Source organism: Halorubrum zhoui (genome assembly GCF_051194155.1).
Classification (GTDB): Archaea; Halobacteriota; Halobacteria; order Halobacteriales; family Haloferacaceae; genus Halorubrum.
Genome location: NZ_JBLZNJ010000001.1, coordinates 25,587 through 51,903 on the forward strand (window position 1 = coordinate 25,587; position 26,317 = coordinate 51,903).

General features: G+C 67.2%; 25 protein-coding genes. 14 read left to right on the forward strand and 11 right to left on the reverse strand.

Annotated features, from left to right (window positions below; genetic code table 11):
• Positions 1 to 22: 22 nt before the first annotated feature.
• Positions 23 to 1,009, reverse strand: a complete 987-nt coding sequence (locus ACNTAO_RS00130; protein WP_435159889.1) for an acetamidase/formamidase family protein — start codon at positions 1,007 to 1,009, stop codon at positions 23 to 25.
• A 79-nt stretch (positions 1,010 to 1,088) separates the two neighbouring features.
• Entirely contained in the window at positions 1,089 to 2,327 is a 1,239-nt protein-coding gene (locus ACNTAO_RS00135; protein ID WP_435159890.1) for a mandelate racemase/muconate lactonizing enzyme family protein, read from the reverse strand.
• 109 nt (positions 2,328 to 2,436) lie between these two features.
• Here ACNTAO_RS00135 and ACNTAO_RS00140 point away from each other — a divergent pair, with 109 nt between their 5' ends.
• On the forward strand, positions 2,437 to 3,015 hold the full coding sequence (locus tag ACNTAO_RS00140) for a TRAM domain-containing protein (RefSeq protein WP_435159891.1): 579 nt from the start codon (positions 2,437 to 2,439) through the stop codon (positions 3,013 to 3,015).
• 101 nt (positions 3,016 to 3,116) lie between these two features.
• On the opposite strand, the gene ACNTAO_RS00145 is transcribed toward ACNTAO_RS00140, so the two are convergent.
• Both ACNTAO_RS00145 and ACNTAO_RS00150 read right to left on the reverse strand, forming a co-directional pair.
• Positions 3,117 to 4,196 (reverse strand): geranylgeranyl reductase family protein, encoded by a 1,080-nt coding sequence (locus ACNTAO_RS00145; RefSeq protein ID WP_435159892.1) that lies wholly within the window; start codon positions 4,194 to 4,196, stop codon positions 3,117 to 3,119.
• 481 nt (positions 4,197 to 4,677) lie between these two features.
• Positions 4,678 to 6,870: a thioredoxin domain-containing protein gene (locus ACNTAO_RS00150; RefSeq protein ID WP_435159893.1), complete on the reverse strand. Its 2,193-nt coding sequence runs from the start codon at positions 6,868 to 6,870 to the stop codon at positions 4,678 to 4,680.
• Positions 6,871 to 7,049: 179 nt separating this feature from the next.
• Here ACNTAO_RS00150 and purD point away from each other — a divergent pair, with 179 nt between their 5' ends.
• Positions 7,050 to 8,333, forward strand: a complete 1,284-nt coding sequence (gene purD / locus ACNTAO_RS00155) for a phosphoribosylamine--glycine ligase (protein ID WP_435159894.1) — start codon at positions 7,050 to 7,052, stop codon at positions 8,331 to 8,333.
• A gap of 254 nt (positions 8,334 to 8,587) precedes the next feature.
• A complete protein-coding gene (locus tag ACNTAO_RS00160; RefSeq protein ID WP_435159895.1) occupies positions 8,588 to 9,217 on the forward strand; it encodes an acyltransferase in 630 nt (209 codons plus the stop codon).
• 5 nt (positions 9,218 to 9,222) lie between these two features.
• Here the strand turns inward: ACNTAO_RS00160 and ACNTAO_RS00165 are convergent, their stop codons facing one another.
• Entirely contained in the window at positions 9,223 to 9,567 is a 345-nt protein-coding gene (locus tag ACNTAO_RS00165; RefSeq protein ID WP_435159896.1) for a DUF5798 family protein, read from the reverse strand.
• A gap of 127 nt (positions 9,568 to 9,694) precedes the next feature.
• Here ACNTAO_RS00165 and surE point away from each other — a divergent pair, with 127 nt between their 5' ends.
• Positions 9,695 to 10,510 carry a 5'/3'-nucleotidase SurE gene (gene surE, locus ACNTAO_RS00170; RefSeq protein ID WP_435159897.1) on the forward strand — a complete coding sequence of 272 codons (816 nt, stop codon included), beginning with the start codon at positions 9,695 to 9,697 and terminating at the stop codon, positions 10,508 to 10,510.
• A 6-nt stretch (positions 10,511 to 10,516) separates the two neighbouring features.
• On the opposite strand, the gene ACNTAO_RS00175 is transcribed toward surE, so the two are convergent.
• Entirely contained in the window at positions 10,517 to 11,149 is a 633-nt protein-coding gene (locus ACNTAO_RS00175) for a nucleotide exchange factor GrpE (RefSeq protein WP_435159898.1), read from the reverse strand.
• A 139-nt stretch (positions 11,150 to 11,288) separates the two neighbouring features.
• Between ACNTAO_RS00175 and menD the strand changes: the two genes are divergently transcribed.
• The gene (gene menD / locus ACNTAO_RS00180; RefSeq protein ID WP_435159899.1) at positions 11,289 to 13,148 is read left to right on the forward strand and encodes a 2-succinyl-5-enolpyruvyl-6-hydroxy-3-cyclohexene-1-carboxylic-acid synthase; all 1,860 of its coding nucleotides are present in this window, start codon (positions 11,289 to 11,291) and stop codon (positions 13,146 to 13,148) included.
• Between the two features lie 98 nt (positions 13,149 to 13,246).
• On the forward strand, positions 13,247 to 14,026 hold the full coding sequence (locus ACNTAO_RS00185; RefSeq protein WP_435159900.1) for a DUF2797 domain-containing protein: 780 nt from the start codon (positions 13,247 to 13,249) through the stop codon (positions 14,024 to 14,026).
• A gap of 9 nt (positions 14,027 to 14,035) precedes the next feature.
• Here the strand turns inward: ACNTAO_RS00185 and ACNTAO_RS00190 are convergent, their stop codons facing one another.
• Both ACNTAO_RS00190 and ACNTAO_RS00195 read right to left on the reverse strand, forming a co-directional pair.
• A complete protein-coding gene (locus ACNTAO_RS00190; RefSeq protein ID WP_435159901.1) occupies positions 14,036 to 15,337 on the reverse strand; it encodes an RNA-guided endonuclease InsQ/TnpB family protein in 1,302 nt (433 codons plus the stop codon).
• A gap of 185 nt (positions 15,338 to 15,522) precedes the next feature.
• Positions 15,523 to 15,972 (reverse strand): DoxX family protein, encoded by a 450-nt coding sequence (locus tag ACNTAO_RS00195; protein WP_435159902.1) that lies wholly within the window; start codon positions 15,970 to 15,972, stop codon positions 15,523 to 15,525.
• Positions 15,973 to 16,041: 69 nt separating this feature from the next.
• On the opposite strand from ACNTAO_RS00195, the gene ACNTAO_RS00200 reads away from it, so the two are divergent.
• Together ACNTAO_RS00200 and ACNTAO_RS00205 are read left to right on the forward strand one after the other, a co-directional pair.
• A complete protein-coding gene (locus tag ACNTAO_RS00200) occupies positions 16,042 to 16,515 on the forward strand; it encodes a winged helix-turn-helix transcriptional regulator (RefSeq protein ID WP_435159903.1) in 474 nt (157 codons plus the stop codon).
• Between the two features lie 64 nt (positions 16,516 to 16,579).
• Positions 16,580 to 17,053 (forward strand): DUF7960 family protein, encoded by a 474-nt coding sequence (locus ACNTAO_RS00205; RefSeq protein WP_435159904.1) that lies wholly within the window; start codon positions 16,580 to 16,582, stop codon positions 17,051 to 17,053.
• Between the two features lie 10 nt (positions 17,054 to 17,063).
• Here the strand turns inward: ACNTAO_RS00205 and ACNTAO_RS00210 are convergent, their stop codons facing one another.
• Positions 17,064 to 17,342, reverse strand: coding sequence for an acylphosphatase (locus tag ACNTAO_RS00210; RefSeq protein WP_435159905.1), 279 nt, complete (start codon positions 17,340 to 17,342; stop codon positions 17,064 to 17,066).
• Positions 17,343 to 17,395: 53 nt separating this feature from the next.
• Positions 17,396 to 18,913, reverse strand: a complete 1,518-nt coding sequence (locus ACNTAO_RS00215; protein ID WP_435159906.1) for an aldehyde dehydrogenase family protein — start codon at positions 18,911 to 18,913, stop codon at positions 17,396 to 17,398.
• An 89-nt stretch (positions 18,914 to 19,002) separates the two neighbouring features.
• Here ACNTAO_RS00215 and ACNTAO_RS00220 point away from each other — a divergent pair, with 89 nt between their 5' ends.
• On the forward strand, positions 19,003 to 19,740 hold the full coding sequence (locus ACNTAO_RS00220) for a helix-turn-helix domain-containing protein (RefSeq protein ID WP_435159907.1): 738 nt from the start codon (positions 19,003 to 19,005) through the stop codon (positions 19,738 to 19,740).
• A 476-nt stretch (positions 19,741 to 20,216) separates the two neighbouring features.
• On the opposite strand, the gene ACNTAO_RS00225 is transcribed toward ACNTAO_RS00220, so the two are convergent.
• Entirely contained in the window at positions 20,217 to 21,056 is an 840-nt protein-coding gene (locus ACNTAO_RS00225; RefSeq protein ID WP_435159908.1) for a proline dehydrogenase family protein, read from the reverse strand.
• 164 nt (positions 21,057 to 21,220) lie between these two features.
• Here ACNTAO_RS00225 and ACNTAO_RS00230 point away from each other — a divergent pair, with 164 nt between their 5' ends.
• Genes ACNTAO_RS00230 through ACNTAO_RS00250 form a run of 5 tightly spaced genes read left to right on the forward strand, consistent with a single transcriptional unit; the run spans position 21,221 to position 26,291 of the window.
• On the forward strand, positions 21,221 to 22,558 hold the full coding sequence (locus tag ACNTAO_RS00230; protein ID WP_435159909.1) for an ABC transporter substrate-binding protein: 1,338 nt from the start codon (positions 21,221 to 21,223) through the stop codon (positions 22,556 to 22,558).
• 8 nt (positions 22,559 to 22,566) lie between these two features.
• The gene (locus ACNTAO_RS00235; RefSeq protein WP_435159910.1) at positions 22,567 to 23,514 is read left to right on the forward strand and encodes a branched-chain amino acid ABC transporter permease; all 948 of its coding nucleotides are present in this window, start codon (positions 22,567 to 22,569) and stop codon (positions 23,512 to 23,514) included.
• Positions 23,511 to 24,776 (forward strand): branched-chain amino acid ABC transporter permease, encoded by a 1,266-nt coding sequence (locus tag ACNTAO_RS00240; RefSeq protein WP_435159911.1) that lies wholly within the window; start codon positions 23,511 to 23,513, stop codon positions 24,774 to 24,776. The genes ACNTAO_RS00235 and ACNTAO_RS00240 overlap by 4 nt, the downstream gene beginning before the upstream one ends.
• On the forward strand, positions 24,769 to 25,551 hold the full coding sequence (locus ACNTAO_RS00245) for an ABC transporter ATP-binding protein (RefSeq protein ID WP_435159912.1): 783 nt from the start codon (positions 24,769 to 24,771) through the stop codon (positions 25,549 to 25,551). Before ACNTAO_RS00240 ends, ACNTAO_RS00245 begins: the two co-directional genes overlap by 8 nt.
• Positions 25,548 to 26,291, forward strand: coding sequence for an ABC transporter ATP-binding protein (locus tag ACNTAO_RS00250; RefSeq protein ID WP_435159913.1), 744 nt, complete (start codon positions 25,548 to 25,550; stop codon positions 26,289 to 26,291). The genes ACNTAO_RS00245 and ACNTAO_RS00250 overlap by 4 nt, the downstream gene beginning before the upstream one ends.
• The last annotated feature ends 26 nt before the right edge of the window (positions 26,292 to 26,317 follow it).

Sequence of the window (26,317 nt, forward strand, 5' to 3'; positions counted from 1 at the left end):
CCGTAGACACGCTGCTGGCGGCTCAGCTGTCTGGGAAGATGGACTCCGGAATGTACGCGGAGACCGTCCAGTTCGGGGCGTCGACGACCTCGCTCACCTTCAGGTCCATCGCGGCCGAACAAAGGATGTACGCCTCTCCGGGGGTGAGCCCGCGGTGTGCGGTGAGGTGATCGATCATGTGCCGCGTCGCCTTCTTCGTCGCGTCCATCAGATCGTCGCTTATCCCCGTCGTCCCGTACATCGGTTCGTCGGCCCCCGTCGCGGTGAACGGGCCCGTCGTCTCGAACTGTGGTTGCTCGATATCGAGGTCCGACCGCACGGAGAGCCGTGCGGTGACGAACATCGGAGCCTCGATACCCGTCACACACACCTCACCGTCACCCTGTGCCGCGTGACAGTCGCCGGTGGAGAACAGCCCGCCGGCGACCTCGACCGGGAGGTACAGCGTCGATCCGGCCGTCAGGTGTTTGACGTCCATGTTGCCGCCGGTGTCGTACGGCGGGAGCGTGTCGTGTTCGCCTTCGGCACCCGGTGCGACGCCGATGACGCCCGGGAACGGGTCGAGCGGCACCTCGATGCCGTTCACGAACCGCCCGACGTCACCCTGGAGGTCCCACACGTGGACGTCCGCCTCGGGGAACGCCTCGGGAAGCAATCCGAGTCCCATCTCACCCGGCATGAACCCGGTGTACCCCCAGCCTTTGTGCTGGAGGTCGAGGAGGTCGACCTGCAGGACGTCGCCCGGCTCAGCGCCCTCGACGGCAACCGGGCCCGTCAACGGGTGTACCGGATCGAAGCTCACGTTCGCGAAGTCGGTCGCGGTCGACTCCGTGTCGAGCTGCCGGTCGACCGCATCCCGACACTCGAACCGCACGACGTCACCGTCGTCGACCGTCAAGACCGGCTCGAGTGAGTTGTCCCACGCGCGATGGATATTCTGCTCGGCGTCCGAGAGGTGGTGGTCGATGCTGTACGACTCGGCGGCGGCCTCGGCGGCAGGGTCCGACATACGTGTGTCTTGTTACCAGGGACCGAGTTAACTCCGACTGGAGATCCTGCGACTGCGGCGGCTCCGGTCGCGATCCGGCTCACGCCGGATCGAACACCTCCTCGCCGTCGACCATGTGGGCCTCGACGGCGTCCATGTCGAGGGTCACGCCGAGCCCGGGACGCTCCGGCACTTCGATGTACCCGTCTTCGATCACCGACTCCTCGACGAGATCGTCCCACCAGCCGAGCTCGTAAGAGTGGTACTCGACGGCGAGTGCGTTCGGAATCGCCGCGCCGACGTGTGCGGCCGCCATCGTCGCCACCGGCGAGGCGACGTTGTGCATCGCGACGGGCACGTAGTACTGATTCGCCACGTCGGCGATCTTCCGCGTCTCGCGCATCCCACCGACCTTTGGGAGGTCCGGCGCGACGATGTCGACCGCCTGATCTTCGATGAGTCGCCGCAGCTCGGTCACGCGATAGCGGTTCTCGCCGACCGCGATCGGCGTCACCGTCGACTCCGTCACCGACTGCTGGACCGCGAGGTTCTCCGGTGGTACGGGGTCTTCGAGCCACCAGACGTCGTACTCCTCGATGGCGGCTGCGAGCCGTTTCGCGGAGCCGCCGGAGAACGTCCAGTGACAGTCGAAGGCGACGTCGGCGACGTCCCGAACCCGCTCCGTCACTGCCTCGACGATCTCCGCTTTGTGCCGGATCTCGCCCGGACGGAGGTGTCGGTTCGCGCGGTCCTTCTCGAGTCCGCTTGGCACGTCGAGGTCGAACTTGAGCGCGTCGTAGCCGAGTTCCTCGACAACCCGCTCGGCCTCGTCCGCGCACGCTTCGGGGTCGGCTTCTTCTTCGGTGTGACAGTCACAGTAGACGCGCATCCGATCGCGGTACTTCCCACCGAGGAGTTGGTACGCGGGCACCCCGAGGAGCTTCCCCGCGAGGTCGTGCAGCGCGACCTCGATCCCGGATATCGCCGTGACGGTCACACCCTCGATGGACCCCTCTCCGGACATCTTCTGGACGAGGTGCTCGTAGAGCCGATCGATGTCCAACGGGTTTTCACCCACGACGAACGGCTTCATCCGCGATATCAGCTCGGGGACGCCGGCCCCCCAGTACGCCTCACCCGTCCCGGTCACGCCGGCGTCGGTGTACACCCGCACGAGCGTCCACGGAAAGTTCCCGTCCACCATCGTCGTCTGGACGTCCGTGATCGCGACGTCCCTGCTGCCGCCGCGTTCGCCGGTCACGCCCATCGTCTCCCGAGAGAGCTCCCGCATCGTGTACTCCGCGTTCGGATCGTGTAGCGACGCGTAGTCGTTGGCCATACACGAGTGTTGCTTCGAATCGGGGTAAACGTTTGCGGCGACGCTCGGATCGGCCGTCGGACGAGCACGATTGCGGTGGGGTTTTGCACTCGCCACGAGAGACGTACCCATGACAGACCGAACCGACGAACTCGCTTCACTGTTCACCGCCCGCATAATCGACGAGAACGGACGCTACACGGTGTCGATCCCGAAACGACTTTTCGAGCGCGGACCGATCACGGACGGCGACGCGCTCCGTGTCGCACTGATCGACGGCGACGAGGCGCGTGGTTCGGCGTCTATCCACTCCGCGGACGCTCCGAGTGATGCATCACCGACCGACACCCGCTCGGCTGACAACCACGCTGCGACGGTCGCGGGGCGACGGACCCCGAGTGGCGCGAGCGACGCACCCGGATCGACCACCGAGACCACGGCGTCGCCGAGCGGCGAGACGACGCGGACGGCGAGACCGCCGGCCGAGGCGACTGCGACGACCCGGGTCGATCCCGACGGCCCGCCGGTCTCGGAAGGTGAGCGACGGACGGTGACCGTCGAGACGCTCGGTGACGAGGGTGACGGCATCGCGAAGGTCGAACGCGGCTACGTCGTCATCGTCTCCGGCGCGGAGCCCGGCGACACGGTGACCGTCGAGATCACGAACGTGCGTGAAAACGTCTCGTTCGGGTCGATCATCTCGGAGTAGCCGGCTCGACCGTCTCGGAGTAGCCGGCTCGACCGTCTCGGAGTAGCCGGGTCGATCGCCTCCGGGTGGCCGAGGTGGCCGCCGCCTCTCGATGCGCTAGCTCACCCGAACAGCCGGCGGAGGTGCTCGCGCGAGAAGAACGACGACGGCCGGTCCATGTGGACGCCGATCTCGCCCGAGAGCGCCCGCAGCCCGATCCGTTGGACGGGCTTCGGGAGCGAGTAACAGGCGCGAACGAGCCGGCCGAGTCGTATCTCTTGTGCCAACTCGTCGCGCCACGCCGCCTCGTACGCCGCGAGCGTCGACGGCTCTGTCGGGTCGATCGTCGACGCGGCGACGTCGGCCGCCGTCATCCCGTAGAGAATGCCACCGCCGGTGAACGGCTTCGTCTGTGCGGCTGCATCACCGATCAGGAATGCACGCCGGGTCGTCACCGACGATGGCGGGCCGATCGGGATCGCGCCCGAGCAGAAGTGGTCGGTCTCCACATCGTACGCGTCGGTGAGCCGGTTGAATAGCGCCGAAACGTCGTCGCCGGGTGGGGCCGCGAGCCCGTACTCCACGCCGGCGTCACCACGCGGAATGCGCCACGCGAAGAACCGCGGTGCGGTTAGGTGGACGTCGACGTCGTCGCCGTGGTCCGGGTCGTCGTCGAACGCGAGCACCCCGTGGAGCAGTTCGCTCGGCTCTTCGAGACCGAGTGATCGGCGCACGCGAGAGGTCGGCCCGTCACATCCGGCGACCATTCGCGTCTCGACCGTCCGCGTCTCACCGTCGGCGCTGACCGTGAGAACGACCCGGTCGTCGTGTTCTCGTACGTCGGTAACGGTGTGCCCCTCGTGAACTGCCGCGCCCGCGCTTTCGGCGCACGCGGCGAGGGTCCGGTCGAGTTCGACGCGGTCGATGACGTTCGAGACCGCTTCGCGTTTGTAAAACCGGTAGGCCGACGAGTCGGGGCCGCCGACGTGAAAGCGCGCTCCGTGGACCTCGTTCTGGAATAGTCGAGCGCGTGCCGCCGCTGGCACGTACTCCCAGATGTCGGTCGAGACGTGTCCCGAGCAGGCCAACGGCGTGCCGACCGTCCCCTTCTCGAAGACGGCGACGTCGTGGCCCGCTTCGGCCGCGCGCCTGGCGAACCGCGACCCAGCGGGGCCGGCTCCGACGACGACGAAATCGTGCATGTGAGCGTGTTCGACGCCTCCGACTATAAGTGTCGATACTTTCTGTGATGACCACGAGACCGCACGACAGCCGGATACTACTTCGCCACACCCTCCCTAACACGCATGTAGCGGCGGTAGTGTACCCACGACGATCGCACGACCGCCGGACACTACTTCGCCACGCCCCTCCGGGCCGATTCGCTCTCGTACGTGCGTGGTGATCGTGTGACCGAGACGCCTCTGCGACAGCCGGGCACCTGTTTCAGCCACGCCCTCCCCAGCCGATTCGCTCTCGTACGTGCGTGGTGATCGTGTAACCGAGACGCCTCTGCGACAGCCGGGCACCTGTTTCAGCCACGCCCTCCCCAGCCGATTCGCTCGTCGCCTGCGGCGACTCGCTCATCCCTCGCACGCGCTCGCGAGGCCGCCGCCGGCGACCTCGCGAGGCGCGCGCCACCGCGGTACGGGTGGAAAACGGCGTGTCTGCGTCTCGTGTCGTCTACCGTCTCCCGTCGAGCCAGTCCAGTGCGGCGTCGATATCCGTCCGTGGCGGCGAGCAGGTGAACCCCTCACAGACGTACACCGTCGGCTCGCCGGCGTTCGCGTCACGCCCCTCCCAGATCGGCGGCGCTGCGTCGAGGCCGAGTCGGTCGAGCCACGCGTCAAGTCCGTCGGCGGTCGGTGGTCGGCGCGTGAGAACGTGCCCAGGCAGGTACTGCTCACCGAGCGCGTCCCGCCACGCCGACGGGACCGCCTCGGCAGCGACCGTCACCTCGACCGCGCCGGTCGCGAGGCGCGCCGCCGCACGGACCAGCGAGACGTGTTCGAGTGGACTCGACCGAATACGATCCGCGTGCGTCGCGAGCACGTCCTCGGCGATCGATCGGAACCGGTCGTCAGGACGGAACCCGTCGAGTATCAGGAGCGTCTCGGCGGCGACCCCGAGACTCGACGGCGTCGACCGGTCGGCGAACTCCTGCGGGCGCGCAAAGAGCGTCCCGGCATCGCCAGCGCCGTCCGTCCCCGTGGCGTCGTCCACCCCCGCGGCGTCGTCCGCGTCGCGCGTAAAGTAGATGGTCCCGTCGTCCGGCTCGTAGAACGCCGCCACCAACGCGTCCGTCACCTCGAGGGCGAACGCGAGCGGCTCGAGGTCGCCGGTCGCAGCGTGCACGTCGACGCCCGCCCGCGCGAGGAACGCGTAATCGTCGAGGTAGCCGGGCCCGGCGACGTCTCCGTCGAGCCATCGTCTATCGAGCCGGCCGGTTTCGACGTCGTACAGTCGATCTCGACAGAAGCCGAGCGTCTCCGTGGCGACGTCGTCGTACGGTGCCCCGAGCGTCTGACCGGCCCGTGCGAACGCAGAGATGGCGCGGCCGTTCCACGACGCGAGCACTTTCTCGTCACGAGTCGGGCGCGGCCGAGACTCGCGGGCGTCGAACAGTGTTGCGCGCGCCGCGGTCAGCGTCTCGGCGACCTCGTCAACGGGTCGGTCGTGGTCGGCGGCGACCCGCTCGACCGACCCCGAGAGCGTCGGCACCGTCGTCCCTCGCTCGAAGTTCCCACCCGATTCGATCCCGTAGCGTTGTCGTACCATCGAGGCGTCGTCGCCGTCGAGCGTGCCGTCGACCTCCGCCGGCGTCCACGCGTAGAACGCCCCCTCGACCCGTTCGTCCGGATCTCCGCCCCGGCTTCGGGGCTGCCGGCTCCGTGCGTCCAGTGTGCTGAAGAAGCCGCCGTCCGGGTGGCGAAGCTCGCGGTCGAGGAACCGGAGTGACTCCCCAGCGATTCGTGCGTACGCGGCGTCCCCCGTCAGTCGATAGGCGTCGAGGTATGCCATCGGCAGCTCGGCGTTGTCGTACAGCATCTTCTCGAAGTGGGGGATCGTCCACGATCGGTCGACGGCGTAGCGGTGGAAGCCGCCGCCGACCTGGTCGTACATCCCGCCCGACGCCATTCCGTCGAGCGTCTTCGTGGCCGCTGTGAGCAGCTCTCGCCGGCCCGTCTGTGCCCCCGAGCGCAACAGGAGGTCGACGCGCCCGGGCATGGGAAACTTCGGCCCCCCGCTGCCGAACCCGCCGTGTTCGTGGTCGACGCCGCGCATCGCGGCCGCGGCCGCCTCGTCGAGCAGCGTCTCGTCCGGCGGGTCGCCTGTGCCGGCTGGAACGGACTCGAGTTCGTCGCGAGCGCTCGCACTCCACTGTGCTGCACGCTCGACCATCTGTGCCCGCTGTTCGGCGTCTCCCCACGACGATGCGATCCGTTCACAGAGGCCGGCGAACGACGGCGTGTTTCCCCGGGGCTCCGGCGGAAAGTACGTCCCGACGTAGAACGGCTCACCCTCCGGCGTACACCACGCCGACAGCGGCCATCCGCCACCCCCGGTGACCAGCTGACAGACGGTCATGAAGGTGCTGTCGACGTCTGGACGCTCCTCCCGGTCGACTTTGATCGGCACGAACGAGTCGTTGATCAACGCCGCCACCTCCTCGTCGGCGAAGCTCTCTTCTTCCATGACGTGACACCAGTGACACGACGAGTAGCCGATCGAGACGAACACCGGGACGTCGTGCGCTCGGGCACGCTCGAACGCCGCCGCTCCCCACGGCTGCCAGTGTACCGGGTTGTCGGCGTGCTGTTGGAGATAGGGGCTCGGCTCGTCGGCGAGCCGGTTCCGTTCGGTTGGCTGGGACATGGCCGAGATTATAGCGGTAGCGTCAAAAACCCCGTCACACGCGGTGACGTCTCAGACACTCGAGAGTTGCTACTCGGCGCCGACCAATATCCCGACCAACACATTCTGATCCACGTATCTGGATCGATAGCCGGGCTGAGAGGGGAAGGCTTACGCCTCTTTGTGGATATCCGTCGGTCATGACGGAGACCGTTCTCTTGATCGGCGGCGGCGGCCGAGAGCATGCGATCGCGCGCGCACTCGCTGGTGACTGCACGCTGTACGCCTGCGCGAGCGTCCGCAATCCGGGCATTCGACGGCTCGCGGAGGGGTTCGAGACGATCTCGGAGACGGACACCGAGGCGATAGCGGCCTTCGCAACGGACATCGACGCGGACCTCGCGGTCATCGGTCCCGAGTCGGCGCTCGAAGCCGGCGTCGCGGACGCCCTCGACGATGCCGGAGTGTACGCCTTCGGGCCGCGCGCCGAGGAGGCACGGCTCGAGACGGACAAAGCCTACCAGCGCCGGTTCATGCGCGATGCCGACGTTCCGGGGTGTCCCGACTTCGCCGTCTTCGACGACACCGACGCCGCCTGCGACTACATCGACGCCTCCGACGGTGATCTCGCGGTGAAGCCCGCCGGCCTGACCGGTGGAAAGGGGGTGAAGGTGATCGGCGACCAAGTCACGGCCGACGAGGCGAAGGCGTACCTCCAGGCGTCCGACTACGACCGTGTGGTGCTCGAAGAGCGACTCGTCGGCGAGGAGTTCACCGTGCAGGCGTTCGTCGCGAACGGCGAGTTCCGAGCGACGCCTGCGGTACAGGACCACAAGCGCGCCTACGAGGGCGACGAGGGCCCGAACACCGGCGGAATGGGGTCGTATTCGGACACGTCTCCGTCGCTGCCGTTCATGCGTGAGGGCGACTACGACGCCGCCCTCGACGTCATCGAGGCCGTCGTCGAGGCGCTCCCGGCGTACAAAGGCGTCCTCTACGGGCAGTTCATGTCGACGGCGACGGGCCCGAAGGTGGTCGAGTTCAACGCGCGCTTCGGTGACCCCGAGGCGATGAACACGCTCCCCGTGCTGGAGACGTCGCTCATCGACGTCGTGACCGCCGCACGCGACGACGATCCGCTGCCCGCTATCGACGTGTCGGGTGCGGCGACGGTGTGTAAGTACGCTGTTCCGCAGGGCTATCCGACCGACCCGGACAGTGGCGCGCGAATCGCCGTCGACGAGGAGAGCGCCGGCGACGCGCTCCTCTACTACGCGAGCGTCGACGAGCGCGACGACGGGCTGTACACGACGACGTCCCGCTCGTTCGCGGTCGTGGGGCGCGGCGATTCGATCGAGGCTGCGGAAGCGGAGGCGAGCGAGGCGCTCGCCGCGGCCGGTGACCGCGTCCGAATACGCGAGGACATCGGCACGCAGGCGCTGCTCGACCGGCGCGTCACACACATGCGCGAGCTGCGCGAGTAGCGAGTCGACGAGACGGCCGATACGGTCGTGGACGCGTCACCACGGGACTCACGGTTGCGAGCCTCACGGCGTTGCTGGCGAACAGGCGGTCGGCCGCTCCTCACGGCGGCTGACCGCGCACCCGCCTCGGCCGACCGTGAGCTATCGAGGTGTCGTACACGGCCGTGGCCGCGCCATCGCACATAACCTCTCGGGCGTCGGCGGGTCGAGCACCGCCGCCGAGGTTTTTGTAGGCTCCGCGCGAACCACCGCCCGTGAGCGAGGAGTCAGGCACGGCGGACGGCGAGGACGAGAGCAGTGGCGCGCACGGAGCAACGGCCGAGCGGGGGTCCGTGCGGCGGGATCGGCTCGAACGACACCCGACGACCGGGCCGCGCAACTCGCTGTGGTCGTGGCCAACCGCGAAGTCGCCACTCGCCGTGGTGCGGAACTACGTCGTGATCGTGCTCGCGCGGATCGCGCCGAGTCTCCGGCTGAAGAACTGGCTCCTCTCGGCCATCGGGGTGACCGTCGGCACCGGCGTGGCGTGGGGGCTCGAGTCGACGCCGGACGTCTTCTGGCCAGAGCGGATAACCGTCGCCGATCACGCGATCGTCGGCTACGACGTCACGCTCCTGTGTCACGAGTTTCTCCAAGACGAGTACCGACTCGGTGACGTCGTCGTCGGTGAGCGGGCGATGATCGGCGCCGGAGCGACCGTGCTCCCTGGCGTCACGATCGGCGCAGGCGCCCGAGTCGCTGCTAACTCGCTGGTGGCGACGGACGTTCCGCCGCGGACGACTGTCGCCGGCGTTCCTGCAACCGTCGTCTCTCGAGCGGTCGATGACGACGACGCCGGCACCAACAGCGACAGCGACGGTCTATCTGGCTCTCGTGGCCGGTAGACGCTTCAGCGTTCGTTTGCAGGCGATCCGGTCCCCTCGTCATCGGTTTCGGGCACTGTGTCGGTTCCGTCATCGGTGTCGACTCCATCCCCGGTCGCCGTCTCCGCCTCGGCAATGTGTGCTTGCGCGCTCACGCTGTCGAGGTCGACGCCGACCTCTCTGGCTACGGCGTCGAGTACCGCCCGCTGTTCTGCCATCTCGTTTTCGAGCGCGCGGACTCGTTCGCCGGTGTCACTCACCGTCGTCTGCGTGTGCTCGACCTCGTCGCGCAGGTCGTTCAGCCGCTTGTACGTCTGTTCTGCTTTGTCCGCGAGCGTCTGAATGCGCTTCGCTGTGTCCCCGAATCCCATGCGCGGTGATCGGCCTCACGGCACCTGTGTGTTTCCGTTCACCCGCGGGCGTGTCGACGGCCGACTCGCGTCGACGAGCGGTTCGTGTCGACGGTGGACTTTTGTCTCGACCGCCCGTATCGCGCGTGTGAGCGCCGACCGGATCCTCTTGACGAACGACGACGGCATCGACGCGGTCGGTCTCAGAGCCCTCTACGACGCGCTCTCCGACCGGTACGACGTCGTGACCGTTGCACCGAGCGGTGATCAGTCGTCGATCGGGCGCGTCCTCTCCGACGGCGTGCGTGTCCACGACCACGACCTCGGGTACGCGGTCGACGGGACGCCCGTCGACTGCGTGGTCGCCGGACTCGACGAACTGGTGCCCGACGTCGACCTCGTCGTCGCCGGCTGCAACGAGGGTGCCAACCTCGGCTCGTACGTCCTCGGCCGGTCCGGAACCGTCTCTGCGGCGGTCGAAGCGGCGTTCTTCGACGTTCCTGCCGTGGCGACCTCGATGTACGTGCCGGGCGGCGACGACTGGTGGAAGACCGAGCTCGAACCCGACGCCTTCGCCCACGCCGTTCGCGCGACGCGGTTCCTGGTGGACAACGCGTTCGACGCCGACGTCTTTTCTGCGGCCGACTACCTCAACGTGAACGCGCCGGTCGCCGAGTCACAGACCGCGCCGATGCGGGTCACCGCACCGTCAGACTGGTACGGACTCCGTGCCGATGCGAACGGTAACGGAGAGGTCCACTTCTCGGACCCGATCTGGGGTCGGATGACGCCGGAGGACGTCCCCGACCCAGTCGGTACCGACCGCAGAGCCGTCGTCGACGGAGAGGTGTCGGTGTCGCCACTCACCGTGCCACACGGTACGGCTACGGCCGCCTCGCTCGACGATCTGGCGGACGCGTACCGTGAGGCGCACGACGACGAGCGCGTGGTCGACGCCGAGTGACGCGACTCAGGACTCGTCGTCGGCACTAACCGTGACTTGTGCCTCCGTGAGGACCCGATCACCCATCTCGTAGCCGGGCTCGTACACCTCGTGAACCGTGCCGTCGGGCTGCTCGCTCTCGACGCGGAGCATCACCTGGTGTCTGTTCGGATCGACCTCGTCGCCCGGCTCCGGCTGTATCGGGTCGACGCCCTCCTCGGCGAGCACCTCGTCGAACTTCTCCAGCGTGGACTCGACGCCGGGACGAATGTTACTGTCCTCCGCTTGATCGAGCGCACGGAGCAGATCGTTTCGTACGGGAACTACCTTCTCGACGAGCGCCTCGGAGGCGCGCTCGCGGATCTCCTCGCGTTTGCGCGTGGCGCGTTCCTTGTAGTTGCTGAAGTCGGCACGTACCCGTGCGAGCTTGCTCGTCAGCGCCGACACCTCCTCGCGGCTCGACTCGAGTTCCGCCTCGAGTTCGGCGACCTCTCTGGCCAGCGCCTCGTCGTGCTCGCTCACCCGGTCGACGAGCGTCGGCGCAGCCTCGTCACCGGCCTCGGCGTCGGTCGACGACGCGCTCGTCTCCTCGGCGGCCTCGTCTGTGGCCTCCGCGGGCGTCTCGGACGGCTCGCCCTCGACGGCTTCCTCTTCGCTCATACCCGAGTCAAGTTGGCCGGCGTGTATAAGGGTTGCAGAACGCCGTCGTGTGGGGCGGTACCGCACGACTCTGACCGTGGTCGACGGCCGGCGATTCGACCTGCCGGGTTACTTATTGGGTGCTCGCGTACGACCGCTGATGACTGCACCGAACCGGAATACGCTGTGGGCCCGAGCAATAGTCGACGAGCTCGTCGCCTCGGGCGTCGACGCCGTCGTCGTCTCGCCTGGAAGTCGATCGACACCGCTCACGATGGCCGCCGATCGACACGAGGAGCTCCACTGTTTCTCCCAGCTCGACGAGCGGTCCGCGGCGTACTTCGCGCTCGGCCGGGCGCGCCGCACGGGCCGGGTGACGCCGCTCATCTGCACGTCGGGGACCGCCGCGGCCAACTACCACCCGGCGGTGATGGAGGCCGACCGAGCCAGGGTCCCACTGCTCGCGCTTACCGCGGACCGCCCACCCGAGCTTCGCGACTCCGGGGCGAACCAGACGGCCGATCAAGAGAAGCTCTACGGCGATTCGGTTCGGCTGTACGCCGACCTCCCGGAACCAGCGGCGGCCGACCGCACCCTGCGGTCGCTCCGGACCACGGTCGACCGGGCGGTGGCGGTCGCCGAGGGTGCCGACCCCGGTCCCGTCCACCTCAACGTCCCCTTCGCGAAGCCACTCGAACCGACACCGGTGCCGGGAGACGTCCCCGACGACCTCGACCCGACCGCCGCGACCGGACGGTCTGGGCCCTTCGTCGACGTGACGCCTGGGACGCCCGAACCGGACGACGCGGGGCTACGCGAGCTGGCGGCGGCACTTGAGACGGATCGCGGCGTGATCGTCGCCGGCCCGGCAGATCCGCCCGGACTAGACCCCGAGGCGGTCACCGCGCTCTCGCACGCGACCGGGTACCCGGTACTCGCCGACCCGCTCTCCGGGCTCCGCTTCGGCGGCCACACCCGCGTCGCTCCCGTCCTCGGGGCGTACGACGCGTACCTCTCGGAGGCGATCGCCGGGCCAGACGAGACCCAGCGTGGCTGGGACGACCCGACGGTCGTGTTCCGGCTCGGGGCGTCGCCCACCTCGAAGCGGCTTCGGACGTACCTCGCGGCGACCGACGCCGACCAGCACGTCGTCGACCCGACCGGGCGATGGCGCGAGGCGGCGTTCACCGCGACGAACCTCGTCGTCGCCGAGCCGAGCCGGCTCTGTGCGCGACTCGCACGGCTGATCGGGGGCGGCGGTGGTGATCCGGCCTGGCGCGAGCAGTGGTTGCGAGCGGAGCGGATCGCGACAGCGCTTCACCGCGGGGACCCCTCGTCGGTGGCGGCCGACATCGCCGCAGCGGGCACGGGCGGGGACGTGCCAACCGACGTTCACGAGGGGACGGTGCTCCAAACCGTCGCGGAGGCGGTCCCGGACCCGGCGACGGTGTTCGTCTCGAACTCGATGCCCGTGCGCGACCTCGACCGGTTTGTGCCCCCCTCGACGACGAACCTCACCGCCCTCGGCAACCGCGGCGTCTCGGGCATCGACGGCATCGTCTCGAGTGCGCTCGGCGCCGGTTCGGCGACGACCGACGACCTCACGCTGGTCGTCGGCGACCTCGCGCTGTATCACGATTCGAACGGGCTCCTCGCCGTCGACCGCTGTGCCGTCGACGTCACGATCGTCCTGATCAACAACGACGGCGGCGGGATCTTTCACAAGCTCCCGGTCGAGTCGTTCGACCCGCCGTTCACTGACTCGTTCAAGACCCCACACGGGCTCGCGTTCGAACCCCTCTCGACGCTCTACGGGCTCGAGTACGTCCGAATCGATGCGCGCGACGACGGCACAGACGATCCGGCGGTCGCCCTCGCAGCAGCATACACCCACGCCCACGAGACTGACGGCTCACACCTGATCGAGGTGCGAACCGACGCCGAAGCGAGCCAACGGATCCGTGAGCGACTCCTCGACGCGGTCGAGCGGGCCGTGCACGGGGGCGACGAGTCGTCGTAGGTCCACGCGCGTCGGGGTCGGTGTGCACGTGCGCGTCGGGTCGATACGAATGCGCCCTCGGTGCGAACGTTATTGCGTGATCGAGGCCAACGGTGACTGTGCAAGTCGTGGGATATGAGTCGTCGTCGCCCGAGGCAGCCACGAGCGACGGCGCCGGACTGTACGTCGCGTCCGACGGCGACGTCTCGTTCCTCGACGCGAGCGCCGGAACCGAGCTCGGGTTCGGCCTCGGCGAGCGACGCTGTGCCGGATCGGTTCACGAGGACGGCCACGTGGCGTGTGACGCTCCCGACGCGCCGTACTGTGATGCACACACGTCCGTCTGGGTGTGTGCACGCTGTACGGGAACGTGTCTCAAAGACGAGATGGACTGCCACGAACAGCACGCGATCTACCTCGCTGCGTTCGCCCCCGCCGTGTTCAAAGTCGGCGTCACGCGGCGCTGGCGACTCGAGACTCGCCTCCGCGAGCAGGGTGCAGACCGCGCAGCGCACGTCCGGACGCTCCCGAACGGTCGCGTTGCCCGTGAGATCGAGGCCGAACTCGCTGCAGGCGGGAATCTCGTCGACCGCGTCCGGGTGCCGACGAAGCTCGACGGACTCGGCCGCCACGTGGACGAGGAGGCGTGGGAGTCGCTGTGTGCCCGATTCGACCCGATCGAGCGGTTCTCGTTCGACTACGGGTTCGACCTCGCCGACCGGCCGGTCGCGGAGACCATTGCAGCCGGAACGGTGCGCGGCTGGCAGGGACGGGTGATGGTGCTCGATCGCGGCGGATCGACGTACGCGGTCGACGCCCGCGACCTGGTGGGGTACGAGCTGACCGAGACGCCGACGGCCAGGCGACTCCAGTCGAGTCTCGGTGCGTTCGGTGAGTGACGTCGCCTGTCAGTAACCCACGACTGAAGTCGTGGGCTTGTCAGTGGACTCCCCTTCTGCCGTCGTAACGACGGAGGCAGTGTAATCGCCGTTCAGGTTCAACGTTCCTGACGTTAGCGCACACTGACAGGGTGCGCCTCCACTCGAAGACGTCTGCCCCGAGTGGAGTTTCTTGAGCAGTTTGCGAGCGATGTTCTTGCTCGCGTTGTAATCCGCGTTCAGTTCGTACTCACACTTCTGACACACGAACCGGTGTTTCGACCGTCGATTCGACTCATGCGTAAACCCACACGACGAACACCGCTGACTCGTGTATGCAGGAGGTATCTGTTCAATCCCGATATCGAACATCTCGGCTCTGTATTCGACGTACTGGTACAGGCGTCGGAACGCCCATGCGTGGAACCGCTTTGCACCAGCCATCCGATTACGAATATCTGTTAAATTCTCGAAGGCAATGTGCGTGCATCGGTGGTCGCGGGCTTCTTCGAGAATCCGGTTTGAGGCACGGTGGAGTTCGTCCTGCATCCAGCGGTGTTCACGGTCTTGCATCGATTGAATCGACAGATGTGCCGACCGCGTTCCCGCTTGTTGCATCGACCCGCGAGTCTTCTCGAACTCACGGCGTCGGTGGTTCATCTCGTCAGCGTTCCCGATGAACGCCCCGGTCGAAGTCACGGCGAGCGAGCCGTCCACGTTCAGGTCAACGCCAAGGACTGTTCTGTGCTTGGCGTCAGAAGAATTGGGTGTGGACTCCTCTTGTTCGTCCGTTGTTCGGCGCATCCGTGCGTGGAGGTAGAACGACTCTGTGGGTCGGTCGTACTGCAACGTGGACATGCGGAACTCGTAGTCCTCGTTCAGCAGGTACTCGCCAATCGGTGTTCCCTCAGCATCGCTGGGAAGCACGTAGTCACACTCGACGCGACCGTTCACCGTTGAGAGGGAAACGTGGTCGCGGTGGAAGGTCGCACTTCGCTTGTCGTAGACGACGCTCCACGCGTCGAAGTGCGGTTGACTGGTGTTGTCGCCTTTTTTGAGTCGGGCGACACCGCTTTTCGTGGCCTCGATAGCCCGCCGAATCCCCTTCTGGACGAGGTTTGCAGTCAACTCCGTCTCGTTTCGGAGTCGCTCGTAGAGGGCGTTCTCGGCTTTCTGTTTCGAGGTCACGCAGTAGTCGTTCGGGTGTCTCCACGCCCACTCTGCAGTGGTGTTTGCACAGTGGAGGAACTGGTTTTTGGTCTGATGGAGGTCGTCGCACCGCTCTGCGGGTACGTCGAGTTTGACGTTGACAGTTCGAATCACGTCCCCCATCCGTATTTCACATGTCAACTTAGTTCTTTATAAAGTCTACGACTGGCGTGGGGGAGTCGGGTTGGTGTCGCTCGGGATTGGTGGAGTGGCTTGTCGGATTCCTCCCACGAGTAAACTCGTGGGCTTCCTCCTTGCGTTCATGTGAGCGACCGTGGGCGCTGTGGCTGCAACCCGGTACGATCGACTCAGAACACGCCGATGCCGACGGCGTAGGGCCACGCGCTGCCGCCGAGTGCGAGGAGGGCGAGGGCGGCGCCCGCGCCGTAGAGGTTCTTCAGGAAGCTCGTCATCTCGCTCTGTTTCTCGTCGGGATCGTCGGCCGCCCAGAAGTCGTGCATCGTGACCGCCGAGACGACGAGGAAGACGGCGAGCGCGCCCGCCGCGAGCACTGGGAACGCCCCGACGACGATCCCCAGTCCTCCGAGTGCGAGAAGTACGCCGGAGGCGACCACCGAGAACCGGGGCAGTGGGAGCCCCTTGAACTCGGCGTAGCCGGCCATCCCGTCGACGTCGGTGAAGTGATTCAGCCCCGTGAACGCGAGGACGCCGCCGAAGAGGAGGCGACCGAGGAGAAAGAGTTCGCCGGCGAGCGGCGTGTCGAACTGTAGCGGTAGCGTCGTGAGTTCAGCTATCATCGTGCAACTCGGTATACGGACGCAACCACTATATCACTTCGCGGACGTACTCGTAAGCAGGTAACACCCATGTCATCACCGGATCTCGACGCGAACGGCACAGTCGACACGAGCGAGTCCGACGGCGCGGGCGACGGGAGTGAGGCCGACGGCGCAGGCGACGGGAGTGAGGCCGACGGCGCAGGCGACGAGGGCGAAACGACGGGGAGTACCGACGCGACGGAGCCGGTCGAGACGGCGTGTCCCATCGTCGACTCGATCGCGCAGATCGGGTCGCGGTGGCGGCTCGTCGTCCTCTACGAGCTCCAGCACGGCGAACGACGGTTCAACGAGCTGAAGCGCGCGACGGACGCGAACGCACGCACCCTCTCGCGCGTGCTCGACGATCTCCAGGAGACCGGCTTCGTCGACCGGCGGATGGAGGCCGACGCCCCGGTCGCGACGTACTACAGCCTCACGGCCAAAGGCGAGTCGCTCGCGCCGGTGTTCGCCGAGATCGATCGCTGGGCTCGCGAGTGGCTCACCGCGTGTCAACGCGAGTGACGGCCGCTCGGCTCGTCGCCGTCGAGCCGAAAGCCACAGGCCCGTCGAGCACGAACCTCGCCGCGTGTACGCCGGACTGAAGAACACACCCTGTTGTCTGTGTGGCGGCTCCGACACCCACACGCGCATCGCGGTCCCCCCGCGAGCGCTCCGACTGATGGCGAACGGCGATCCGATCGCGTGGCGCGACGTCGTCGGCACCGTGACGCTGCGGTTCTGTGCGGACGACTGGTCGCTCGTGCGCGACCTCGCACTCGAGATGGACACCCACCCGCTCTCGCGGTGTAACGCCGCACACGTCTCACTCGACCTGCGGGAGGACCACGAGGCGCTGCTCTCGGCGACGAAGTCGGCCACCGACCAGACCGATCTCGAAGCACGCCTCGCGGCGGAGGCCGAAGCGACGCTCGCGGCCGTCGACGACGACTACACCGAACCCCGCGACGTCGTCGAGGCGATCGTCGTGTTGCGGGCTCTCGAAGAGCTGGGCGTCCGCGATCCTCCCAAAGACGCCACGGACGGTGCGATACGGCCCTGAGCGGGCCCACTCAGCGCTCGATCCTGAAGCCGTCGACACCCTCTGGCGGCTCCCGGGTCACCGAGACGTCGTCGACGTCGGCCGCGGGACTGCCCGTGTGACACCACTCGACCATCGATTCGACCGCCGACGCGGGTCCCTCGAAGACCGCCTCGACGCGGCCGTCGTCGAGGTTCTTCACCCAGCCGTCGACGTCGTGTTCGCGCGCGGCGTCTCGCGTCGTCGCGCGGTAGAAGACGCCTTGGACGTGTCCACTGACGAGGACGCGTGCGCGAGTTCGGTCGGCCATACGTGTCGCATCGGCCGGCGACGACAAAAATCGACGGCCCGAAACGAGACGGGTCAGTCGTCGACGTCGATCTCCGCGGAGAGTCCCTGTGCCATCTCGATGTCTCTCGCGTTGTTCAGCGTCCACGCGGTTCGGTCGGTGACGGCTTCGATCGCCTCCCGAGCGGAGGGGTTCCCGTTCCCGGACTTCTTTACGCCGCCGAACGGGAGCTGCACCTCGGCACCGATACACGGGAGGTTGCCGTACGCGAGTCCGAGTTCCGCGTGGTCGCGGTAGTAGTTGATCTGTCGGTAGTCTTCCGAGACGATCGCCCCGGCGAGACCGTAGTCCGTGTCGTTCTGGATCGCGACAGCCTCCTCGATACCTCCCTCGTACTCCATGAGTGCGACGTGCGGGCCGAATACCTCCTCTTTGGTGCACCTGAGGTCGGCGTGCGGGTCGGCCTCGTAGACGAACGGTCCGACCCAGTAGCCGTCTTCGTGGCCGTCGGGGATCTCGTCGGCGTCGAGCTCAGTCCGGTCGACCAGCACGTCGACGCCCTCCTCACGGGCCGCCTCGTTGTGCCGTGTCACCTTCTGTCTGTGTGCCGCCTCGACGAGGGGTCCCATGAACGTGCCGTCGTCGAGGGGGTCCCCGACCGAGACGTTCGCTGCGACCTCGACGAACCGTGATTTGAACGCCTCGTACACATCCGTGTGGACGATCAGCCGTTCGGCCGAGACGCAGCGCTGGCCGGTGGTTTTGAACGCCGACATCACGGCCGAGTGCACGGCGATGTCGAGGTCGGCTGCCTCCGTGATCACGACCGCGTTCTTCCCGCCCATCTCGCAGGCGGCCCGCCTGCCGGGGACGCCGCCGAGCGTCGCCTGTATCTCGTGGCCCACCTCCGCAGAGCCGGTGAAGAGTACGGTGGCGACGTCGTCGTGCTCTACGATGGCGTTGCCGGCGTCGCCGTATCCCTGTACCATGTTGAACACGCCGTCGGGGATCCCGGCGTCGTCGAACATCTCGGCGACGATCTCCGCACACCACGGCGTCTGCTCTGCGGGTTTGAACACGACCGTGTTCCCCTCGACCAGCGCGATGGCCATGTGCCAGTACGGGATGGCGACCGGGAAGTTCCACGGGGTGATACAGCCGGTCACCCCTCGGGGCTTCCGGCGCATGTACGCGTCCTTCGACGGAATCTCCGAGGGGACGACGTCGCCGGACGGGTGGCGGGCGTCGCCCGCGGCCCACTCGACCATGTGGGCGGCTTCGACGACGTCCGCTCTCCCCTCGCTTATTTCCTTGCCGCACTCTCTCGTGACGATCTCGCCGAGTTCGTCGGTACGGTCGCGCAGCTCGTGGTAGACGTCCCACAGGAACTCCGCACGCTCGACCCGCGAGCGTTCGCGCCAGGTCTCGTAGGCGTCGGCTGCGGCCGCGACCGCCCGGTCGACGTCTGCCGGCGTCCCACGCTGGAACGCGCCGAGCGTCTCGCCGGTCGCGGGGTTCTCGCTCTCGAACGTCTCCGTGCCGTCGCCGTCGACCCACTCCCCGCCGATGTAGTGGTTGGAGGCCGAATCCATAGTCGGTCCTCGTCGCCCGGAGAGCCAAACTTCCCACCCGACCATGGTCGGGAGACTCTTTGTGCTTGCGTGTATACCTCTCACACACAATGTCCGTGACGGATCACTCCGAGGTCGATCAGTGGGCCGGTACCCGGCTGACGCTCGACCTCTGGCACCCCGGCTGCTGGGCGATCGAAGCGACGCGTGAGACCGACGGCGGCGTGCTGGCACACGCCATCTACGACTCGCCGACGACGACCGAGGACGCTCCGAACAGCGTGAACGGGTTGTTCACCGCGTTCGCCGACACGACCGACTCGCTCGAGGCGCTGCTCGATGCGATTCGGTCGTCGGACCGTGCTGGCGAGCTCTTCGAGCTCCAGCAGCGGTTCGGCCGTGCGCGGGACGTGCCGGGCAACGTCGTCCGCGAGTTCTTCTTGGAGTACGACCCGGGCGACATGGTGTGTCCGACGCTGCTCGAACACGGCTTCATCCACAGCGCACCGGTCCGGATCGAAGACGGACGCGAGCAGTGGCAGGTGTGTTACACCGGCGAGCGGCGTGACATCAGCGAGTCGCTCGACGGGGTACGGGCGGGGGCAGACGCCGAGGTGGAGGTGGAGTCGATCTCCTCGTCGGGGGCGGGCACGCGACCGCCGCGCGAGCGCCGGCTCGACACGCTCACGCCCACCCAGCGGGAGGTGTTCGAACACGCCCGGGATGAAGGGTACTATCAGTGGCCACGTGAGACGTCGACGCGGGAGCTCGCGGCGAGTCTCGACCGGTCGAAGACTACGATGCTCGAGCACCTGCGAAAGGCCGAGTCGAAGCTCCTCGACCCGTGAGATAGCGACTCGCGAGCGATGGAGCAGGAGCGGTGGAGCAGGAACGGTGGGTCGTGAGCCGTAGGCGAGAGGATACGGACGACGAGGGGGTGATGGCGGCCCGCCCGGCGCTCGTTGGGTAGTCTAGCTATTACGTGTGTGGTAGCAGTTCTGTGACGGACACGACTGCATGACACCCGGGCACTACTTCGCCACACCCTCCCGGGCCGACTCTGTACGAATACGAGGCTGTAAGACACGTGACCAACACTGCCGCATAACACCCGGACACCAGTTACCGCCACCCCCTCCCGGGCCGATTCTGTACGTTGCTGGTGACTGTGTGACCGAGACGATCTGCGACAGCCGGACACCAGTTACCGCCACCCCCTCCCCAGCCGATTCGCTCGTCGCCTCCGGCGACTCGCTCATCCCTCGCACGCGCTCGCGAGCCCGCCTGCGGCGCGCTCACGAGGCGCGCGCCACCGCAGGTGGGGCTAGCTGCCGACGACTGCGCGGAGCGCGAAGAGCGCGTTCTCCTTGCGCTCGCGGATGCGACGGTAAAAGTACGAGAGCCACTTCGTCCCGTACGGTGCGTACTGATACACGGGGATGCCCTCGGCTGCTAGCTCGAACTGTGCCGACTCGCGAACGCCCGTCAGCATCTGTACCTCGTACGGGGTCCCGTGTTCTTCGTGGAGCGACTTCGCGTGTGATACCATCGCCGGGTCGTGACTCCCGACGCCGACACCGTCCTCGAACGAAGCGAACATGTACTCGAGACAGTCGCGATACGCCGCGTCGACGGCCGACTTCTCGGTGTGTGCGATCGCGGGCGGCTCGTCGTACGCACCCTTGACGAGTCGGACCTTCCCGGGAAGCGGCGCGAGCCGCTCGAGGTCCGTGCGGGTACGCTCCAGGTTCGCCTGGACGCAGACGCCGACGGTGCCGTCCGTCTCCCGGGCGTGCGTCTCGAACGCGTCGAGCGTGACGTCCGTCGTCTCGTGGTCCTCCATATCGATCCAGACGAAGACGTCCGCCGCACTCCCGGCCTCGACGATCCGCGAGAGGTTCTCCGCGAAGACGGCCTCGCTCACGTCGAGACCGATCTGTGACGGCTTGACCGAGACCGCAGCGTCGACGTCACGGGCCGCGATGTCCTCGATCAACGAGACGTACGCGTCGGCGTCGGCGTCTGCCGGCGCCCGCTCTGTGTAGTGCTCTCCGAGCAAATTCAAGATACCCGACACGTCCCGCCGGTTGAGCGACGCGACGTGATCGACAGCTTCCTCGGCCGTCTCGCCGGCGACGAAGTTGTTCGCGATGGGCGGAATCATGGACGCCCGTACGCGTTCGTGTCGTATGTACCACCACCCGACCAAAAATATCGTTCGATGTGCTTCGAAACGAAGTGTATCGGTCGTGGATCGGCACTTTGCTCCCGACCATGGACGGGACGGGTTAGAAGAACGCTTATGAAGAACGAGAGAACAGACAGGTTATGTCACGGGATACCACGAGCGCGACCGACCGACGAACCTACCTCCGCGTAGCCGGTGCGACCGGCCTCGCAGCGTTCGCCGGCTGCGTCAGCACGACCGACGACGGAGACGAGGCCGGCGGAACGAGCGACGACAGCAGCGAAAGTGGCGGCAGCGGCGAGACCGACACTGGTGGCGAAGACGACGCCGCGAGCGACGACGCCGACGAGTCCGCGTCGACGGGACCGTACCAGATCGGCATGGTCGACTCGCTCACCGGGTCGCTGTCGGCGTTCGGTGAACGGAATCAACGCGGAGTCGAACTCGCACTCGAACGAGTCAACGAGCAGGGCATCGACGGACGCGATCTCGAACTGATCGTCGAGGACTCAGAGAGCGAAAATCAGGGGGGTATCGCGGCCGCCCAGAAGCTCGTCAACCAGGACGAGGTCCCGTTTCTCATCGGTGCGGTCGGCTCGGGCGTCTCGCTCGCCATCTACGAGAGCGTGATCCAGGGCACCGACGTCGTCCAGTTGAGTCAGAACTCCACGGGGCTCAACCTCACCGACTTCCCCGGACTGCTCCGGATGTCGCCGTCGGGGCGAACACAGTCGCTCGCGCTCGCGAACCTCATCGCCGAGGACGGCTACGACGAGGTGGCCATCACCTACGTCAACAACGACTACGGTCAGAGTCTCACCGACGCGTTCGTCGACGCGTGGGACGGCGACGTGGTGTACAACACGCCCCACGACCAAGAACAGCAGTCGTACTCCGGAATCGTCGCCGAGATGAACGAGTCCGGCGCGGACGCGTGGCTCTTCATCGCCTACCAGGCGGAGTTCACGACGATGGTGAACGAGGTGTACTCCTCGGGCTACGAAGCGCAGTTTTACGGCGCCGACTCCGTCTCCGGCGACACCGTGCTCGCGAACACTCCCGAGGGAAGCATGGACGGCATGAAGATCGTCGTCCCCTCTGCGCCGGTCGAAGAAGAGAACTACCAGACGTTCGCCGCCGACTTCGAAGCGGAGTACGGCCAGGAGCCCACCTCGTGGGCCGCGTACGCGTACGACTGCGTGATCAACGCTGCACTCGCGATCCAGGCGGCCGACGAGTTCACCGGCGCCGCGTTGACGGACACCGTCCGTCGAGTCTCCGGCCCCGAGGGCGAGACCGTCACGTCGTTCGACGCGGCCAGCGACATCCTCGCCGACGGCGGGGGTCCAGACGACGTCGACTACCAGGGCGTCAGCGGCCCGATTGATTTCAACGAGGCCGGAGACCCCGTCGGGTTCCTCCAGATCCTGGAGGTCCAAGCCCACGAGTACGCAGGCACCGGGTTCATCGAAGGCTGAGCTCGACGATGACCGTCCTCGGCTACGTCGCCAACGGGTTGGTGTTCAGCAGCATCATCGTCCTCGGCAGCATCGGGTTGTCGTTAGTGTACAGCATCGCCGACTTCGCGAACTTCGCGCACGGCGACACGATGACCGTCGGGGCGTACGCCGCGCTCGTGACCTTCGGGGCCGTCGGCGGCCTCGGCGGGGCGGTGTTGGGGCTGCCGTACGGCTTCTTTTTGGCACTCCTCGTCGGGATCGCGGCCGGCGCGGTCGTCGCCGTCGCGACCGAGCGGCTGATCTACGAGCCGCTCGCGACCGACTCGATCGGGCTGTTGATCACGTCTATCGGCGTCGCGTTCGTCTATCGAGCGGTCGTCCAGATCGGGTTCGGGGCGGACTTCACCCGGTTCGAGATCGGGGCGCTTCGGCCAATCGAGTGGCTGATCCCGTACGGGATTCGCGTGACGCGTCACGACGTGGCGATCGTCGCCTCGGCGGTCGTCCTCGTCGCCGGACTCCACGTGCTCTTACAGTACACCGATCTCGGTCGGAAGATGCGCGCGATGGCCGACAACCCGACGCTCGCGCGCGTGAGCGGGATACGAACGCGACGGATCCGGTACTGGACGTGGGTCATCGGCGCCGGTCTCGCCGCAGCCGGCGGCGTCTTTCTCGGGCTGTTCAACCAGCTCTCGCCGCGGATGGGGTTCAACCTGCTTCTCGTGATCTTCGCGGCGGTGATTCTCGGTGGAATCGGCTCCGTTTACGGGGCGATGCTCGGCGGGTTCCTCATCGGAATGATAACCCGTCTCACCCCGCTGTTGTCTCGGCTCGGTGAGGTGCTCCCGCTCGTTCCGGACGGCTTCGGGGTTCCGATCGGCATCGAGTACGCGAACGCCATCGCGTTCGTCATCATGGTCGCGGTGCTTCTGGCCCGGCCGACCGGCATCGCCGGCGAGGAGGCCGTATGAGTCTCCTCGGTGACCCGGTCGCGTGGGTGAGCGAGCTGACCCGACCGGAGGCGTGGGTGCTCGCCAGCAGCGTCGCGTTCGCCACCGCCCTCGTCGGCGCGCTGGCCGTCGGTGCGCTCGGGCCGACGTACTTCCTCTTTCTCGTCGGGCTCGCGGGGATGTACGCGTTGCTGTCGTTCGGGCTCAACGCACAGTGGGGATTCACCGGGCTCATCAACTTCAGCGTCGCCGCCTTCTTCGGGGTCGGCGCGTACGGCGCTGCGCTGATGACCGCCGACGCCTCCCCCATCGCCGGCGGCTTCTCGCCGCTCGTCGGTCTCGCCGTCGGGCTCCTCGTCGCGCTCGTGTTGGCGCTTCTGATCGGCATCCCGACGCTTCGACTGCGGGCCGACTACCTCGCCATCGCCTCGCTCGGACTCGCGGAGGTCGTCCGTCTCATCGTGCTCAACGAGCGGTGGTTGACGAACGGAAGCGCCGGGCTCCGTGGGATCCCGAGCTTCTTCGCCGGGTGGCCGGTGCTCTCGTCGTTTCCGGAGACGATGCCCGGGCTCCGGATTACGGTGGTGCCGGGCGCACCGGTCGTACTCGAGACCCCGTTCTGGGAGGCAGCGCTCAACGTGGTGGTGATCGTCGCGTTCACCCTCGGGACCTACGCCGTCCTACGGCGCGTACACCAGTCGCCGTGGGGACGCGTTCTCCGGACCATTCGCTCGGACGAAGACCTCGCGCGGGCGCTCGGCAAGCACACTTACGCGTTCAAGATGCAGTCGTTCGTGCTGGGGAGCCTGATCATGGCGCTCGCGGGCGTCTTCTACACCCACCTCAACCTCTACGTCGGTCCGGGCGACCTCGATCCGATAACCACGTTCTACGTGTGGGTGGCGGTGATCCTCGGCGGGAGCGGGTCGAACCGCGGGGCGCTCTTCGGCGGCATCGTCGTGGTCACCATCCGCGAGGGGACGCGGTTCCTGAACGATTTCGCCGTCCCCGTCGACCCCGCACCGCTGCGACTACTGCTCATCGGCGTGCTCATCCTCGTCGTCATGCGCTACCGACCACAGGGTATCCTCCCACCGCAACGAGAACTCATCTGGCCGGCGGCGCGCCGCTCGACGGAACCGGCGACGCCGCCAGAGACCGGCACTCGAACGCGACGAGCGCCGGAGCCGACCGCCGACGCCGACGAACGCGGCGTGGACGGGGCGGCCGGCGTGAGCGACGACGGCACGACGGACCGGACCAGAGGTGAGCGGAATGAGTGAGACGGCGGATCCGGACGCCGTCCTCCGCGTCGAGGACCTCCAGAAGTCCTTCGGGGGGCTCGTCGCGACGGACCACGCCTCGTTTACCGTCGAACGCGGCACGATAACCGGACTGATCGGCCCGAACGGCGCCGGCAAGTCGACGATATTCAACCTGATATCCGGCTTCTACGAGCCGGACGGCGGCACCGTCGCGGTGAATGGGACCGACGTGACCGGGATGGAACCCCACGAGATCGCCGACTACGGGCTGATACGCACGTTCCAGACCCCACGGAAGCTCGACGGGATGACGGTCCGCGAGGCCATGCTCGTCGGGCCACGCGAGCAGCCCGGCGAGTCGTTCCGGGCACTGTTCACCCGCCCGGGTGCGGTCACGGCGCGCGAGTCCGAGAACCTCGAACGCGCCGCCCAGATGCTGGAGGCGTTCGAGATCGACCACCTCGCGGCGCAGCCGGCGACCGACATCTCTGGCGGGCAGATGAAACTGGTCGAACTCGCCCGCGCGATGCTCGCGGAGCCGGACGTGTTGTTGCTCGACGAGCCGGTAGCCGGGGTGAATCCCACGCTCGCGAAGAAGCTCACCGAGCAGATTCGGCGGCTCAACGACGCTGGCACCACGTTCCTGCTCATCGAACACGACATGGAGTTCGTGATGGAACTCGCCGACCCGATCGTGGTCCTCGACCAGGGACGCGTCCTCACCGAGGACACCCCGGAGGGCGTGATGAACGACGACCGCGTGGTCGACGCCTACCTCGGAGGTGGCGCGTGACCGACGACGCTCAGCGGTCGGACGCCGACGCCCCCGCGTTGGCGCTCTCGGGAGTCGACAGCGGGTACGGCGACGTACAGGTGCTCGACGACCTCTCCGTGCGGCTCGATCCCGGCGAGATCGTCTGTCTCGTCGGTCCGAACGGGGCGGGGAAGTCGACGGTGCTCAAGACCGCGTTTGGACTGCTCGACCCTTGGACCGGACGCGTCACGCATCACGGCCAGGAGATCGGTGGGCTGGCCCCGGAGGCGATCGTGAGAGCGGGCGTCGGCTACGTCCCACAGACGGAGAACGTCTTCGGCTCGCTCACGATAGCCGAGAACCTCCGGATGGGTGGGGTCGCCCGCGACGAGGGCCTCGAGTCGGTGATAGACGAGCTGTATGACCGCTTTCCGATCTTGGCGGAGAAACGCACCGCGAAGGCGCACACGCTCTCCGGCGGCCAGCGACAGGTGCTGGCGTTCGCGCGGGCGCTGGTGATGGAGCCGGACGTGTTGCTCATCGACGAGCCGTCCGCCGGCCTCGCGCCCAACACCGCAGACGAGGTGTTCGGCGACGTCGTGGCCGTCAACGAGATGGACACCGCGATCCTGATGGTCGAACAGAACGTGACGAAGGGACTCGAGGTCGCAGACCGCGGCTACGTCCTCGATCAGGGGACGGTTCGGTTCGAGGGGACGGCCGAGGAGCTGCTCGGCGACGACGAGGTGTCGAGGCTCTACCTCGGCGGTGGCGCGTGACCGACGACTTATACCCGATGCCGACA